Source organism: Ruegeria sp. BHSB196, from assembly GCF_059613135.1.
The window spans coordinates 24,965-39,453 of record NZ_JBXWRY010000022.1 but is presented as its reverse complement, the minus strand read 5'-3'; the positions used below and the strand labels follow the sequence as shown (position 1 = coordinate 39,453).

At 66.4% G+C, this 14,489-nt stretch carries 12 protein-coding genes and 1 tRNA gene; 8 read left to right on the top strand and 5 right to left on the bottom strand.

Going from position 1 to position 14,489, the window contains the following annotated elements; genetic code table 11:
- Positions 1–318 precede the first annotated feature (318 nt).
- Together AC2FNJ_RS12245 and AC2FNJ_RS12240 are read left to right on the top strand one after the other, a co-directional pair.
- A complete protein-coding gene (locus AC2FNJ_RS12245; RefSeq protein ID WP_496764521.1) occupies positions 319–2,610 on the top strand; it encodes a xanthine dehydrogenase family protein molybdopterin-binding subunit in 2,292 nt (763 codons plus the stop codon).
- Positions 2,588–3,664 (top strand): T6SS phospholipase effector Tle1-like catalytic domain-containing protein, encoded by a 1,077-nt coding sequence (locus AC2FNJ_RS12240; RefSeq protein ID WP_496764519.1) that lies wholly within the window; start codon positions 2,588–2,590, stop codon positions 3,662–3,664. The genes AC2FNJ_RS12245 and AC2FNJ_RS12240 overlap by 23 nt, the downstream gene beginning before the upstream one ends.
- A gap of 7 nt (positions 3,665–3,671) precedes the next feature.
- Here AC2FNJ_RS12240 and AC2FNJ_RS12235 read toward each other — a convergent pair whose 3' ends face one another.
- Together AC2FNJ_RS12235 and metF are read right to left on the bottom strand one after the other, a co-directional pair.
- On the bottom strand, positions 3,672–4,157 hold the full coding sequence (locus tag AC2FNJ_RS12235; protein WP_496764517.1) for a PaaI family thioesterase: 486 nt from the start codon (positions 4,155–4,157) through the stop codon (positions 3,672–3,674).
- Positions 4,158–4,216: 59 nt separating this feature from the next.
- Positions 4,217–5,083: a methylenetetrahydrofolate reductase [NAD(P)H] gene (metF, locus tag AC2FNJ_RS12230; RefSeq protein WP_496764515.1), complete on the bottom strand. Its 867-nt coding sequence runs from the start codon at positions 5,081–5,083 to the stop codon at positions 4,217–4,219.
- 97 nt (positions 5,084–5,180) lie between these two features.
- On the opposite strand from metF, the gene AC2FNJ_RS12225 reads away from it, so the two are divergent.
- Positions 5,181–6,086, top strand: a complete 906-nt coding sequence (locus AC2FNJ_RS12225; RefSeq protein WP_496764513.1) for a LysR family transcriptional regulator — start codon at positions 5,181–5,183, stop codon at positions 6,084–6,086.
- A gap of 106 nt (positions 6,087–6,192) precedes the next feature.
- On the top strand, positions 6,193–6,978 hold the full coding sequence (locus AC2FNJ_RS12220; RefSeq protein ID WP_496764511.1) for an inositol monophosphatase family protein: 786 nt from the start codon (positions 6,193–6,195) through the stop codon (positions 6,976–6,978).
- Between the two features lie 34 nt (positions 6,979–7,012).
- Here the strand turns inward: AC2FNJ_RS12220 and AC2FNJ_RS12215 are convergent, their stop codons facing one another.
- Genes AC2FNJ_RS12215 through putA form a run of 3 tightly spaced genes read right to left on the bottom strand, consistent with a single transcriptional unit; the run spans position 7,013 to position 11,561 of the window.
- Positions 7,013–7,378, bottom strand: coding sequence for a GFA family protein (locus AC2FNJ_RS12215; protein WP_496764509.1), 366 nt, complete (start codon positions 7,376–7,378; stop codon positions 7,013–7,015).
- Positions 7,375–8,118: a rhomboid family intramembrane serine protease gene (locus AC2FNJ_RS12210; protein WP_496764508.1), complete on the bottom strand. Its 744-nt coding sequence runs from the start codon at positions 8,116–8,118 to the stop codon at positions 7,375–7,377. The genes AC2FNJ_RS12215 and AC2FNJ_RS12210 overlap by 4 nt, the downstream gene beginning before the upstream one ends.
- 41 nt (positions 8,119–8,159) lie before the next feature.
- Entirely contained in the window at positions 8,160–11,561 is a 3,402-nt protein-coding gene (gene putA / locus AC2FNJ_RS12205) for a bifunctional proline dehydrogenase/L-glutamate gamma-semialdehyde dehydrogenase PutA (protein ID WP_496764507.1), read from the bottom strand.
- A 109-nt stretch (positions 11,562–11,670) separates the two neighbouring features.
- Here putA and AC2FNJ_RS12200 point away from each other — a divergent pair, with 109 nt between their 5' ends.
- The 4 genes from AC2FNJ_RS12200 to AC2FNJ_RS12185 all read left to right on the top strand — a co-directional run bounded on the left by AC2FNJ_RS12200 (position 11,671) and on the right by AC2FNJ_RS12185 (position 14,293).
- Complete coding sequence (locus AC2FNJ_RS12200; protein ID WP_496764505.1) at positions 11,671–12,153, top strand: Lrp/AsnC family transcriptional regulator; 483 nt, start codon at positions 11,671–11,673, stop codon at positions 12,151–12,153.
- Positions 12,154–12,183: 30 nt separating this feature from the next.
- Positions 12,184–12,750: a tetratricopeptide repeat protein gene (locus tag AC2FNJ_RS12195; protein WP_496764503.1), complete on the top strand. Its 567-nt coding sequence runs from the start codon at positions 12,184–12,186 to the stop codon at positions 12,748–12,750.
- Between the two features lie 92 nt (positions 12,751–12,842).
- Positions 12,843–12,928 (top strand) — tRNA-Leu (locus tag AC2FNJ_RS12190).
- A gap of 348 nt (positions 12,929–13,276) precedes the next feature.
- Positions 13,277–14,293, top strand: coding sequence for a helix-turn-helix domain-containing protein (locus AC2FNJ_RS12185; RefSeq protein WP_496764501.1), 1,017 nt, complete (start codon positions 13,277–13,279; stop codon positions 14,291–14,293).
- Positions 14,294–14,489 lie beyond the last annotated feature (196 nt).

The window sequence follows — 14,489 nt, the reverse complement described above, 5'->3', positions numbered from 1 at the left end:
TAATACGGCATTTGATGGGAAACGCAAGCCGCGAAAAGTGCACCGAACCCCCCAAACTCCACTCCGGGCGAGGAACGGTTTCTAGAGGGGCGCTGCCCCTCTTGCCCTGCGGGCAATTCACCCCGGGGTATTTGTGACCAGAAAGAAGCCGCGGAATTCTTTCCTGCTTCTTTCTGGTTGAAAATACCCCAGGGAGTTTGAGGGACAGCGTCCCTCAACAAAAGAAGAAAAAGAGCGCGCCGAAGGCGCACATTGGCGGGACTGGACAAGCCGTCGGTGCGGGCTAGGGTCGCAGGGCGGCAGGCAAGAGGGTGCGGGATGCGGAAATTCGGAAAGAGTCAGCCGGTGAAGCGGGTCGAAGACGTTCGGTTTCTGACGGGCCAGGGGCGTTACATGGAAGACGAGGGTCCGCGGGGGGCGCTGTTTGCGGCTTTCTTCCGGAGCCCGGTTGCACATGCGAGGATTACCGGGCTGGACCTGGGCGATGCGCGCGCCGGAGACGGGGTGCATCTGGTGCTGGCCCTGGACGATCTGAGAAAAGCCGGTCTCGACACCGTCATGAACGCCACTGTCGTCACCAATCGCGACGGCTCCAAGGGGGCGGCGCCGGCGCGGCATGTGCTGGCTGCCGAGCGCGTGCGCTTCGTGGGCGAGCCGGTCGCGGTGGTCATAGCCGAAACGCCGGTCCAGGCGCGCGATGCGCTGGAACGCATCACGATGGAGACCGAAGATCTGCCCGCCAAGATGGATGTCGGGCCGGGCGGCGAGCCGCTTCATCCGGAGGCGCCCGACAACCGGGCCTTCGACTGGGCCATGGGCGACGAGGCGGCGACCGAGGCCGCGTTCCGGGCCGCCGCGCACCGGGTGGTGCTGAGCGTGCATGACAACCGCATCATCCCCAATTCCCTCGAACCGCGCGGTTGTCACGCCGATTGGCGCGACGGGCGGCTGCATTTTGCCTATGGCGGGCAGGGCGTGTGGGGCATGAAGGCGCAGCTGGCCGAGAAGCTGGGGCTGGAGCCGGATGCGGTCCGGGTCACGACGCCCGATGTCGGTGGCGGCTTCGGCACCAAGGCGATGCCCTATCCCGAGTATTTCGTGGTCGCGGCTGCGGCGCGCCTGGCGGGCCGGCCGGTGCGCTGGATATCCGACCGGACCGAGGCGATGCTGACCGACAATCATGGCCGCGATCTGACCTCGCTGGCGGAGCTGGCCTTTGACGACGACCACAGGATCACCGCCTACCGGGTGCGCACGCGCTGCAATCTGGGCGCCTGCAACAGCCATTTCGGCCAGGCGATCCAGACCAACCTGTTCAGCCGCGTGCTGGCGGGCGCCTACGACATCCGGACCGTCTGGCTGCAGGTCGAGGGGTATTACACCAATACGACGCAGGTCGATGCCTATCGCGGCGCGGGGCGGCCCGAGGCGATCTATGTGCTGGAGCGGGTCATGGACCGGGCGGCGCGCGAGTTGGGCGTCGATCCCTGGGAGCTGCGGCGAAAGAACTTCATCCGTCCCGCGGCCTTTCCCTATGCCTCGGCGACCGGCGAGACCTATGATGTGGGCGATTTCGACATGGTCCTGAGCCGGGCGCAGGAGCAGGCCGACGGGTTCGCGGCGCGCAGGGCCGCGGATGCGCGGCGCGGGCTGCTGCGCGGGCAGGGGCTGTGTTACTATATCGAAAGCATTCTGGGCGACCCTTCCGAAGGCGCGCGAGTCGAATTCGATGCGGATGGAACGGTCAGCTTGTTCGTGGGAACGCAATCGAACGGTCAGGGGCATGAGACCGTGTTCACCCGGTTCCTGTCGGACCAGACCGGCATCCCGCCGGAGCGGATCTCGGTCATTCAGGGGGACAGCGACCGGATGGAGCGCGGCGGCGGCACCGGCGGGTCGCGCTCGGTCACGGTGCAAGGCCATGCAACACTTGTCACCGTCGATCGGATGATCGCCGCATTCATGCCCTATCTTGCGGGTAAGATGAGGGTCGAGGAGAGTGAAGTGCGTTTTGATCACGAGACCTTCCGCGCCCCCGGCTCGAACCTGACGCCGACCCTGCTGGAGGCCGCGGAGATGGCGCGGGCGGATGGCCGGGATGATCTGTTGCGGCACGAGGCGCGCGCCAGGCTGCCGGGGCGCAGCTATCCGAACGGGGCGCATGTTGCCGAGGTCGTGATCGATTCCCACACCGGCGCGGTCACCGTGGACCGCTATACGGTCGTGGACGATTTCGGCAATCTGATCAATCCGATGCTGGCCGAGGGGCAGGTGCATGGCGGGGTGGCGCAGGGGATCGGGCAGGCCCTGTGCGAACATGTGGTGCACGATGCGGATGGGCAACTGCTCACGGCAACGTTCATGGACTATGCCTTGCCGCGCGCGGGCGACGTTCCCATGATAAGGTTTACCTCGGCGCCGGTGCCGTCCACGGCCAACCCGATGGGTATGAAGGGCTGTGGCGAGGCCGGCACGGTCGGGGCGCTGGCGGCCGTGGCGAACGCGGTGCAGGATGCGCTCTGGGATTGCGGGGTGAGGCAGGCCGACATGCCCTTCACGCCGCACAAGGTTTGGGAATTGTTGACGCATGGTACTGTCGCGGCTGAGTAGGAAGATCCTGGGATGGCTTGGACGGCCCCTGCGGTCCGAGCATTCCGCCGAGACGCGGCATCGCGAACCGCAGGCGCATGTCATCATCCTGGACGGCACCATGTCCACGCTGGAGCCGGGCCACGAAACCAATGCCGGCCAGACCTATCGGATGTGCTGCGAAATGGGCGGGCGGGTGTCGGTTTTCTATGAATCGGGCGTGCAGTGGAAGAGCTGGAAGACCACGCTGGACGTGCTGATGGGCCGGGGCATCAACCGGCAGATCCGCCGCGCCTACGGGTATCTCGCGTCCCGATACAAGCCGGGCGACAAGATCTTTCTGATCGGCTATTCGCGCGGCGCCTATGGCGTGCGCAGCCTGGCCGGGGTGATCGACGCCATCGGGCTGCTCAAGGCCGAGCACGCGACCGAACGGAACATCAAGCAGGCCTACCGGCATTATGAATGCAACGCGCTGGGCACGCATGCCGCCGAGTTCCGGCATCTGTTCTGCCATGCGGAAGTCGAGATCGAGATGATCGGGGTCTGGGACACCGTCAAGGCCCTGGGCCTGCGCCTGCCGTTGCTGTGGCGCTGGGCCGAGGAGCGGCACGCCTTTCACAACCATCATCTGGGCCGCAGCATCCGGCACGGCTATCAGGCGCTTGCCCTGAACGAAACGCGCCAGGTGTTCGAGCCGGTGATCTGGGATACCGCCTCGGATGATGTGGGGCATGTCGAACAGGTCTGGTTCCGGGGCACCCATGGCGATGTCGGCGGGCAGCTCGGCGGGTTCGAGGCGGCGCGGCCGCTGGCCAACATCCCGCTGATCTGGATGCTGGAGAATGCGGAACGGCACGGGCTGCCTCTGCCGGAAGACTGGCAGGCGCGGTTTCCGACCGATCCCGCCGCGCCGTCGGTGGGAACCTGGCGCGGCTGGGGCAAGATCTTTCTGCTGCGGGGTCGCCGCACGGTCGGCGGGGACCGGTCGGAGCGGCTGCACGAAACGGTGCGGCCGGAAAACCTGCCGGAGTGGGTTCAGGTTCCGGAGATCCAGTCGCACCCGGCGCAGTGACCGGCGGTCAGCCGCGCGGCAGGTTCAGCACGATGCAGGTCGTGGACCCGGTTGCGTAGAGCTTGCCGTCCTCGACGCCGCGGATCTCGCCATGCGCGACCCCCGTGGACCGGCCCACGTGGTCGGCCACGCCCAGGCATTCCACCTCGGTTCCCAGCGGGATGCCCCGGAGGATGTTGATCTTGTATTCCAGCGTCGTATAGGCCGCGCCGCGCGGGACGCGGGACTGCACGGCGCAGGCCATGGCGCTGTCCAGCAGCGTGCCGTACCAGCCCCCGTGCACCGCGCCCAGCGGGTTGCAGACATCGAGCGTGGGAGCGCCGCGAAAGGCGACGCGCCCTTCCTCGACCGAGTGCAGATAGTAGGACAGCGTCCGTGCGATGGGCGGGGCGGGCAGGGTGCCGTCCAGAATGCCCTGCAGAAACTCCAGCCCCGACATGTTCGCCATGTCCGCCGGGCCGAGCAGCTCGTCGATTGCCTTGGCGTAATGCATGTGCGCGTCCCCTCGTCGTTTCGAGGGAACGCTATCAGCCAGGTCCGGCCGGGCAAGATTTACGCGACGTTCTGCAGCGCGACTTTCGGCGTGACGCCCAGCGCGTGGCAGACATCGCGCGTCAGGTCCGGGCGGTTCAGCGTGTAGAAGTGCAGCTTGTCCACGCCGCCGTCGATCAGATCGGTGCAAAGCTCGGTGCAGAGCACGGTCGCCAGCAGATCCTCGCGGCCGTCGCGCACGGCCTTGTCGAAGGCGCTTTCGACCCAGTCCGGGATCCGGGTGCCGCAGCGTCGGGCGAAGTTGCGCGCGCCCTTCCAGTTCTCGATGGGCAGGATGCCGGGCGTGATCGGCTTGTCGATGCCGGCCTTTTCGCAGGCGTCGCGGAACCGGAAGAAGGTTTCGGCCTCGAAGAAGAACTGGGTCAGCGCCTCGTCCGCGCCGGCGTCCATCTTGGCCTTGAGCCAGTCCACGTTGGCGTCGAAATTCTCGGCCTCGGGGTGCACGTCGGGATAGGCGCCGACGCGGATCGAGAACTTGCCGGTATCGGCCAGCGCCTCGATCAGTTCGACCGAATGGGCAAATCCGCCGGGATGTGGCTGAAAGCTGCCCTCGCCCTTGGGCGGGTCGCCGCGCAGGGCGACGATGTCGGTCACGCCGACCTCGGCAAAGCTGTCGGCGATCTCCATGGTTTCCTCTTTCGTCGCGCGCACGCAGGTCAGATGCGCGGCGACATTGAGGCCCGAGGTCTTGTGCAGCGTCGCCACCGCATCCCGCGTCAGTTCGCGGGTGGTGCCGCAGGCGCCGTAGGTGACGGAGACAAATCGCGGGTCGAGCGGGGCCAGGGCGTGCACGGTGTCCCAAAGGCGAAATGACGCCTCAAGGGATTTGGGCGGAAAGAACTCAAAGGAAATCTGGGGCGCGGTCATCGGGTTTCTCATCGCTAAGGAATTGATCCCTTGTCGCATGTTCGGCATTGTGAGACAAACTCATATTACTCAAGAACAACATGAGTCATTCGCAGGTATGCACATCGAATTTCGTCATCTTCGCACCATCAAGGCGATCCACGAATGCGGCGGACTGGCCCGCGCGGCCGATCAGCTCAACATCACCCAGTCGGCTTTGAGCCATCAGATCAAGGGGTTGGAGGATCAGGCCGGCGTGGAACTGTTCCTGCGCCGGTCGAAGCCGATGAAGCTGTCGGCGGCGGGGTTGCGGTTGCTGCGGCTGGCCGAGCAGATCCTGCCGCAGGTCGAGGCGATGCAGGCCGAGTTCACCTCGCTGCGCGACGGCAAGGCCGGCCGGATGCATATCGCCATCGAATGCCATGCCTGTTTCGAATGGCTGTTCCCGGTTCTGGAGGCGTTCCGCAAGTCCTGGCCGGACGTGGATGTGGACATCCGCCCCGGCCTGGCCTTCGACGCGCTGCCGGCCCTGCAGAAGGAAGAGGTGGATCTGGTGGTCTCGTCGGATCCAGAGGATCTGCCGGGCGTCGAGTTCGTGGAACTGTTCGATTACAACCCCGTGTTCGTGGCCGCCTCGTCGCATCCGCTGGCCCAGAAGGACTTTGTCGAGGCCGAGGATTTCCGCGGCCAGACCCTGATCACCTATCCGGTCGAGCGCACGCGGCTGGACGTGTTCAGCCAGTTGCTGATCCCGGCACGGGTCGAGCCGGCGGTCATCCGGCAGGTGGAACTGACGGCGGTGATCCTGCTGCTGGTGGCGTCCAACCGGGGGATTTCGGTGCTGCCGGATTGGGTGGTGCGCGAGGTGAAATACAACTCGGATTATGTGACCCGGCCGTTGACCAGGAACGGCATCACCCGGCGGCTCTATGCGGCGGTCCGGTCGGAGGATCTGGAAAAACCCTATGTTCAGGAACTGGTGACGCTGGCGCGGAGCGAGGCCCGCAAGCTGCAGGCGCAATAGGCCGCGCGACAGGGCGGGCTCCTGGGGGCGGCCATGCGAATCTTGCCCTTGGCAAGGCCGGGTTGCGCCAGTATACGCGCGGTCTGACCGGACAGGAGCCTCACAGATGATTGGCAGCGCGAATCTCAACATCATGATCAAGGCCGCCCGCAAGGCGGGCCGCTCGCTGGTCAAGGACTTTCGCGAGGTCGAGAACCTTCAGGTGTCGATGAAGGGCGCGGGCGATTTCGTGTCCAGGGCCGACATCGCCGCCGAAAAGATCCTGAAAGAGGAACTGACGGGCGCCCGTCCGACCTATGGCTGGCTGGCCGAAGAGGGCGGCGGCACGGATGGCGAAGACCCGACCCGCCGCTGGATCGTCGATCCGCTGGACGGCACCACCAATTTCCTGCACGGGCTGCCGCATTGGGCGATCTCGATTGCCCTGGAGCACAAGGGCAAGATCGTGGCGGGCGTCATCTATGACCCGGCCAAGGACGAGATGTTCTTTGCCGAAAAGGGCGAAGGCGCGTGGATGAACGAAAGCCGCATCCGTGTCTCCGGCCGCCACCGGATGATCGAATCGATCTTCGCGACCGGCCTGCCCTTTGGAGGCCGCGCCGATCTGCCGGAAACGCTGCAGGATCTGGCCCGGCTGATGCCGGTCTGTTCCGGGGTGCGGCGCTGGGGCTCGGCGGCGCTGGACATGGCCTATGTGGCGGCGGGCCGCTACGAAGGGTTCTGGGAACGCCGCCTGAACGCGTGGGATCTGGCCGCCGGCATCATCATCGTGCGGGAAGCGGGCGGGCTGTGCGAGCCGCTCGATCCGCAGGGTGGCATCCTGTCGGACGGCGAGGTGATCTGCGCCAACGAGCCGATCTTTGACAGTTTTGCCAAGGTGATCCGCGGCTGAGCCGCAACGGGGCCGCGATTTCCGGGCTGCGCAGCTAGCGGTCCGACGGGTGGTTGACCCCGTCGGTCCAGGGAATGTCGCCGTGGGTCCGGGGATTGCCGCCTTCGATGCAGCCCAGGTTCACACCGCATTCCGCCGGGTCGGAGCGGCGCTGATGATAGAGGTAGATGCCGCAGGTCTTGCAGAAATGGTGCCGGGCGGTGTGGGTGCCCCAGGTGTAGAGCGTCAGGTTCTCGGCGCCCTTCAGGATCTTCAATGACGCGGTTGTCGCGGTGACGGCCGCCGCGCCGCGCCTGAGGCAGAACGAGCAGTCGCAGCGCGCGGCCGATGCGAGGCCCTGCGGAAACTCGGCCTCGATCTCGACGGCGCCGCAGTGGCAGCTGGCCTTGAGCCGGGTCATCGGCGCGGCACCCTTGGAATGCGCGACTGCGAGAGCTTGTACTTGTGCTCGGGATGCGGCGGACGCCCGTGCGTGCGCTCCCAGAACCGCGGCCCGCCGCGGCGGAGCCAGAGCGGGATGCAGAAGACGATCCCGATGAGGAAGCCGCCGGAATGCGCCCAATAGGCCACGCCGCCTTCGTCCGGGTTCGACGCGACGCTGCCGAGGAACTGCATCCCCAGCCAGACGCCCAGCATGATGAAGGCGGGGATGGTGAAGATGCGGACATAGACGATGAGGATCAGCAGGATATCGACCCGCGCCTTGGGAAACAGCAGCAGATAGCCCCCCATCACTCCGGCGATCGCCCCGGACGCGCCCACGGTGGGAACGACCGAACCGGGGGCGGACAGGACATGCGCGAGGCCGGCCAGGATGCCGCAGGCCAGGTAGAAGACCAGAAAGCCGACATGGCCCATCTCGTCCTCCAGATTGTCGCCGAAGATCCACAGAAACAGCATGTTGCCGGCCAGGTGCATCCAGCCGCCATGCAGGAACATGGATGTGAGCAGGGTCTGCAGATCCACGCCATCCGAGATCCGCGCCGGGATCACCGCGTAGTCGAAGAAAAAGCGGTTGATCCTGGGGATGTCGTGCAGGATGCCGACATAGCTGAGGAAGATCAGGATGTTGGCCGCAATCAGCGCATAGACGACATAGGGCGTGCGCCCGGACGGGTTGTGATCTCGGATCGGTATCATGAGGCGACGCTGGGCCTTTCGAGGCCCGGCGTCAAGTCACGCTATGCCGCACCGCCCAACAGCGCCGCGTTGCCGCCGGCGGCGGTGGTATCGACGCAGACATGGCGCTCGGCCAGAACGCGGGCCCGGTCGGGTCTGCCGGGGATCAGCGGCAGGATCGGACCCTTGCGGCGGGCCAGGTGGCGTTCGATCTCGCGCCCGGTCTCGGCGTCGCCCCACCACAAAACGCCCGAGATCCCCTCGATGTTTTCGAGCTTGTGCGGATCCAGCCGGCCGGTGGCGCAGATCGCGGTTCCGCCCAGGGCAAAGACGCTTTCCGCCTGCTGGCGCGCGGCCTCGTCCCCCGGACCCATGCACAAGAGTGGCGCGCGGGGAATTTCGCTCAGCCGGTTGGACTCGCCGGTCGGGCCGGGCAGGGTGGTGGTCCGGACCGCGGCGGGGGTTCCGGCGGGCGCGGGCAGGTCCGCCATGGTCCCGTCCCACTCGCCGCTGGCCTTCCGGCGGTCGGGCGCACAGAACCGGGCCAGATAGTTCGGCCCGCCGGCCTTGGGACCGGTGCCCGACAGGCCCTCGCCGCCGAAGGGCTGGCTGCCGACGATGGCGCCGATCTGGTTGCGGTTGACATAGATGTTGCCGGCATGCACCGCCTCGGTCACATGCTGCACCCGGTCGTCGATGCGGGTCTGCAGACCGAAGGTCAGGCCGTAGCCGGTGGCGTTGATGTCGGCGATCACCTGGTCGATCCGGTGCGAGGCGAACCGGGCCACGTGCAGGACCGGGCCGAAGATTTCTTCCTCCAGCGCACCGATGCCGGGAATCTCGATCATGGTCGGCGCGATGAAGGTGCCGTGCGGCGGCGGGTTGAGTTCCTTGAGAACCCGCCCTTCGGCCCGCGCCCTGGCGACATGCGCGGCGATGTCCTGCTGCGCGGCCGCGTCGATGACGGGGCCGCAATCGGTGGACAGATGCCACGGATCGCCCACGGTCAGCGCGTCCATCGCGCCGGCGAGCATGGTCAGCACATCCTCGGCTATATCCTCCTGCACATAGAGGCAGCGCAGGGCCGAGCACCGCTGGCCCGCCGACTGGAACGCGCTTTCGATCACCGCCTGAACCGCCTGTTCCGGCAGCGCCGTGCTGTCCACGATCATGGCGTTGAGCCCGCCTGTCTCGGCGATCAGCGGCGTGCCGGGGCGCAGGTTTTCGGCCATGGCGCGGCGGATGCGCAGGGCGGTCTCGGTCGAGCCGGTGAAGGCGACGCCGTTGACCCGCGAATCGGAGGTGATCGCGGCCCCCACGATGCTGCCGCGCCCCGGAACCAGTTGCAGGGTCGCCGGCGGCACGCCCGCTTCGTGCATCAGCTGGACGGCGCGATGCGCGATCAGCGGGGTCTGGTCGGCCGGCTTGGCCAGCACCGCATTGCCCGCCGCCAGCGCCGCCGCCACCTGCCCGGTGAAGATGGCGAGCGGGAAGTTCCACGGGCTGATGCAGGAAAAGATGCCCGCCGGTTTGGCGTCCGGGCTGTTGGCGCCGTAGTAGCGCAGGAAATCCACCGCCTCGCGCAGCTCGGCCACCGCATCGGGAATGGACTTGCCGGCCTCGCGGGCCAGCAGGGCGAAGATCTCGCCGTAATTGGACTCGAACAGATCCGCCGCCTTGTTGAGGATCGCCGCCCGCTCGCTCGGCGGCGCTTCCCAGGTGTTGGCCAGCGCCAGAGCCATTTCGATGTCGTCCGGGCTGCACATCCGGACCTGACCGACCACGCTGCCGTCATTGGGGTTGGTGACGTCCCTGGCCGCCTCGGGCGCAGCCTCGCCGGCGAGCAGCGGGCCTGCCTCCCATCGATGATCCCGCCAGCGGCCCCGCGCCTCTTCGATCGCCGCCAGCGTCGGGGCGTGGTGCAGATCGAAACCCTTGGAATTGGCCCGTTCCGGCAGGAACAGTTCGGGTCCGGTCGGCAGCGGCCTGGCCGGTGTCGCGATCTGGTCGAACGGATCGGCGGCCACCGTTTCAGGCGGAACCTTTCCATCCACGATCTGGTTCACGAAGGAGCTGTTGGCGCCGTTTTCCAGCAACCGCCGCACCAGATAGGCCAGCAGGTCGCGATGCGCCCCCACCGGCGCATAGATGCGGCAGCGGGTGTTCTGGCGGTCCTTGACCAGCTGATGCAGCGTTTCGCCCATGCCGTGCAGGCGCTGGAATTCGAACGGCTGCCCGTCCGCCATGTGCAGGATCGCGCAGACGGTATGGGCGTTGTGGGTCGCGAATTGCGGATAGATCCGGTCGGTCATGCCCAGCAGCTTGCGGGCGTTGGCGATATAGGAAATGTCGCTGGCCGCCTTCTGCGTGAAGACCGGAAAGCCATCGACGCCGGCGACCTGCGCCCGCTTGATCTCGGTATCCCAGTAGGCGCCCTTGACCAGGCGCACCATCAGCTTGCGGTCGTAGCGTTCGGCCATGTCATGCAGCGTGTCCAGAACCAGCCCGGCGCGCGGGCCATAGGCCTGCACCACCACGCCGAACCCGTCCCACCCGGCCAGCGCCGGCTCGGCCAGCACCGCCTCGATCACCTGCAGCGACAGGGACAGGCGGTCGGCCTCTTCGGCGTCCACGTTCAGGCCCATGCCGGCGGCCTTGGCCAACAGCGCCAGCGCCCGCAGGCGCGGCACCAGCTCGTCCATCACGCGCTGTTCCTGCGCGACCTCATAGCGCGGGTGCAGCGCCGACAGCTTGACCGAGATGCCGGGGTTCTCGCGGATGTCCTGGTGCGTGCAGGCCTCGGCAATCGCGGCGATGGCGCGGGAATAGGACAGGTGATAGCGCGCGGCATCCGCCTCGGTGCGGGCCGCCTCGCCCAGCATGTCGTAGGAGTAGGTATAGCCCTTGGCCTCCATCCCGGCGGCGCGCTTCATGGCCGACTGGATTGTTTCGCCCAGAACGAACTGACGCCCCATTTCCTTCATCGCGCGGCCCACGGCGGTGCGGATCACCGGTTCGCCCAGGCGCTTGATCGCTCCGCGCAGGGCACTGACGGGCGAGGACTGATCGTCGTCCAGAACCTTGCCGGTCAGCATCAGCGCCCAGGTCGAGGCATTGACCAGCGGCGACGAGGAATGGCCCAGATGCTTGCCCCAGTCGGACGGCGCGATCTTGTCCTCGATCAGCGCGTCGATGGTGTCGGCGTCGGGCACGCGCAAGAGCGCCTCGGCCAGGCACATGAGCGCGACGCCTTCGTCGGTCGAAAGCCCGTATTCCGCCAGAAACACCTCCATCAGCCCCGGCGCGGTGCTGGAGCGGATGTCGCGCACCAGTTGCGCGGCCTCGGCGCAGATGGCGGCGCGGTCCGATGCGGACAGGGCGGCCTGTTCGATCAGCGCATCCAGGGTGGCGGTCTGATCGGCATAGGTCTGTGCGTCGATCTTCATGCGTAGCGCGTGGGTCATGGTCACTCCGGTCTTTTTGCGCACTATATCGCGAAAATTGCGGGACAATCGCCTGAATTTGGTAATAGTTGGGGTGTTCGTCCCGAAAACAAGAGCAAATGAGGTGCAAATGGACTCCCCGGATCTGGATCGCTTCGACCGTGCCATTCTCAGGGTTCTGGCCGAGGACGGGCGACTCTCGATCGCCGATCTGGCGCGGCGGATCGGCCTGTCGAAATCGCCGACTCAGACGCGGCTGCGGCGGCTGGAAAAGGAAGGGATCATCACCGGCTACCGCGCCCTGATCGACCCGATCCGGTTGGGGCTGGACCATGTCGCCTTTGTCGAGGTGAGGCTGACCGACACCCGCGAAAAGGCCCTGGCCGAGTTCAACGCCGCCGTCCGCCGGATCGGTGAGGTCGAGCAAGCCCATATGATCGCAAGCAATTTCGACTATCTGCTCAAGGTGCGCACCCGTTCGATGTCGGAATACCGCGCGGTGATGGCCGAAAAGATCTCGTCCCTGCCGCATGTGGCGAACACCTCGACATTCGTCGCGATGGAGGCGGTCAAAGAGGCCGGGCTGCTGGGCTCGCTCGAAAATGTGAGTTGACCGGCGGCGCGGAAGCGTCAGCATTGGGGCATGAAACCTGTCGCTGCCCTTGTCGTTGCGCCGATCCTGGCCGCTGGCGCTGCTTTGGCCGAACCCTGTCCCGAGGCGCCGGACCATTCGGCAAGTCTGGAACGTCTGATCACCGACATCCAGAAGGCGCAGACCGAGCAGGAGGCGCGGGTCATCTCGAACCAGATGTGGGAGTTCTGGGCGGATGCGCCGGACGAGCAGGCCCAGGCGATCCTGGACCGCGGCATGTCGCGCCGCGAAGCCTGGGATCTGCTGGGCGCGTTGCAGGATTTCGACAAGCTGGTCGAATACTGTCCGGATTATGCCGAGGGCTACAATCAGCGCGCCTTCGTCAATTTCCTGCGGCAGGACTTTCCGGCCGCGCTCGAGGATCTCGACCGGGCGCTGGAGCTGTCGCCGCGCCACATCGCGGCAATGAGCGGACGCGCCCTGACCCTGATGGGGCTCAAGCGGTTCGACGAGGCCCGCGATGTTCTGGCCGAGGCGCTGGAGCTGAACCCCTGGCTGCCCGAACGCGGCCTTGCGGCGCCCGGCGGCCCGCTGGCGCCCCGCGGGCAGGACATCTGAACGTCACACCCGAGAAATCCGCACCATCCGGCGGATAACGCGTTGAGCATCTTTTCCTGACTGAGTAGAGCTTGTGGAGCCACCGGCGCGATGCGGGCGTGATGGAATGGTAGACATATCGGACTTAAAATCCGAAGGGCCTAAGCCCGTGTGGGTTCGAGTCCCACCGCCCGCACCAGCCGGACACGGCTTTCCGGCTTTCCGGCTTTCCGCGCGCCGCCGGGTGCGGGTGTGCCGGGGAGCGCATGGCCGGCTTTCACGCCGATCTTGTCCACTCTGGTCCCCATCCCCATGAAAGAACCTTACCCGGCACCGCACCGAAGCTGGCGATCGCACCGGGCGACGGCTTGCGATTCGCGGCCAGGCTCTTGTGCGCCGGCGCCAATCCGCGATGCGCCGGTGCGGTCGCCGGCCGGAATGGGCGGAACCTGCGTCGATGAGGGCACCGACCGCGCCGGCGTTTTGTCGATCTCGTGAAACGCGCTATGCTTTTCGGCGTCGTTCGGGGTTCTTTTGGGGTGGCGCAATGGAAATCGACATGGCCCGCATCCGGCTGTTGCTGAGATGCCTCGAAAACGCCGGAGCCCCATCGGACAAGGTTGCGGGCGTTCTGGAACAATGCGGGCTGACCGAAACCGATCTTGCGCCATCGGTCAGCCGGGCCAGCGCAAAGACCGAGGCGCTGCTGGTCCGGGCGGCCTGTGACGCGCTTGGGGACATCACCTTCGCCGCACGGGCGGGCCTGACCTTTTCGCACTCCTCGACGCTCAACGCCTATATCAGCAAGTACTCCCGCAATCTGCGCGAGGCCATCGAATACACGTCCCGGTTTCACGACATCGTCGATCCGGCGCTCGCCTTCAGCCTGCGGATCTCGGGCAACTGCGCGTCCTTCGAGGCGGACTGGAAGGACGCCGGCTTTGCGCGCTATCACCGGCGCACCGAATTCCTGATGTTCACCGCGCTGGCCCGGATGCGGGAGGTCACGCAGACCGGTTTCTATCCGCTCGAAATGCGGTTTCAGCATCAGGTCGGCAGCGCCGCGGGGGCGTTCCAGAAGATCGGGGGATTCCCGGTCATCTTTGGGGCGGAGAAGATGGAGATCATGCTGTCCCATGCCTGTCTCGACCTGCCGATTCCCACATATGACATCAGCCTCAGGGAGCACCTGGTCGAATATGGCGAACGGCTGGTCGCGGATCAGAGGTCGCAGAAACAGTCGCTGCGGGCGCGGGTCGAGGGCCTGATCACCGCGTCGATGCCCGGACAGGTGATCTCCGCCGACGAGGCCGCGGCCAATCTGGGGATGAGTCCGCGCACCTTCGCCCGGCGCTTGCAGGCCGAGGGCGTCACCTTTCGCGACATCGTGGATGACCTGCGCTGCGATCTGGCCCAGACCTTCATCAAGGACGGCATGAGCCTGTCCGAGATCGCCTTTGCGCTGGGTTATGCCGATCAGGCCGCCTTTTCGACCGCGTTCAAACGCTGGACGGGCCAGCCCCCCAGCGCCTTTCGGGACCGGGTGGCGCAGCCGCTTGGCTGAAACCATCACGGGTGCGGTGTTTGCGGTGGCCGGGGGTCGTCGGTGTCGCCACCTCGCCCCGGCCTGTCCGCGAGTGGACAGGAGGCAAATGAGGACTGACTGGGTCTGGGGCTTGCGAATTCCCGCCAATCCCATGCGCGGGGGCGCCAACCGGACCGATCCGGCCGGGTCCGGGTTTCCGGCCTACACCTTCCAA

Excerpts from the sequence above, each read along its gene's own strand:
- AC2FNJ_RS12245 (WP_496764521.1), top strand. The coding sequence starts at position 319 with ATGCGGAAATTCGGAAAGAGTCAGCCGGTGAAGCGGGTCGAAGACGTT.
- AC2FNJ_RS12240 (WP_496764519.1), top strand. The coding sequence starts at position 2,588 with ATGGTACTGTCGCGGCTGAGTAGGAAGATCCTGGGATGGCTTGGACGG.
- AC2FNJ_RS12235 (WP_496764517.1), bottom strand. The coding sequence starts at position 4,157 with ATGCATTACGCCAAGGCAATCGACGAGCTGCTCGGCCCGGCGGACATG.
- metF (WP_496764515.1), bottom strand. The coding sequence starts at position 5,083 with ATGACCGCGCCCCAGATTTCCTTTGAGTTCTTTCCGCCCAAATCCCTT.
- AC2FNJ_RS12225 (WP_496764513.1), top strand. The coding sequence starts at position 5,181 with ATGCACATCGAATTTCGTCATCTTCGCACCATCAAGGCGATCCACGAA.
- AC2FNJ_RS12220 (WP_496764511.1), top strand. The coding sequence starts at position 6,193 with ATGATTGGCAGCGCGAATCTCAACATCATGATCAAGGCCGCCCGCAAG.
- AC2FNJ_RS12215 (WP_496764509.1), bottom strand. The coding sequence starts at position 7,378 with ATGACCCGGCTCAAGGCCAGCTGCCACTGCGGCGCCGTCGAGATCGAG.
- AC2FNJ_RS12210 (WP_496764508.1), bottom strand. The coding sequence starts at position 8,118 with ATGATACCGATCCGAGATCACAACCCGTCCGGGCGCACGCCCTATGTC.
- putA (WP_496764507.1), bottom strand. The coding sequence starts at position 11,561 with ATGACCCACGCGCTACGCATGAAGATCGACGCACAGACCTATGCCGAT.
- AC2FNJ_RS12200 (WP_496764505.1), top strand. The coding sequence starts at position 11,671 with ATGGACTCCCCGGATCTGGATCGCTTCGACCGTGCCATTCTCAGGGTT.
- AC2FNJ_RS12195 (WP_496764503.1), top strand. The coding sequence starts at position 12,184 with ATGAAACCTGTCGCTGCCCTTGTCGTTGCGCCGATCCTGGCCGCTGGC.
- AC2FNJ_RS12185 (WP_496764501.1), top strand. The coding sequence starts at position 13,277 with ATGGAAATCGACATGGCCCGCATCCGGCTGTTGCTGAGATGCCTCGAA.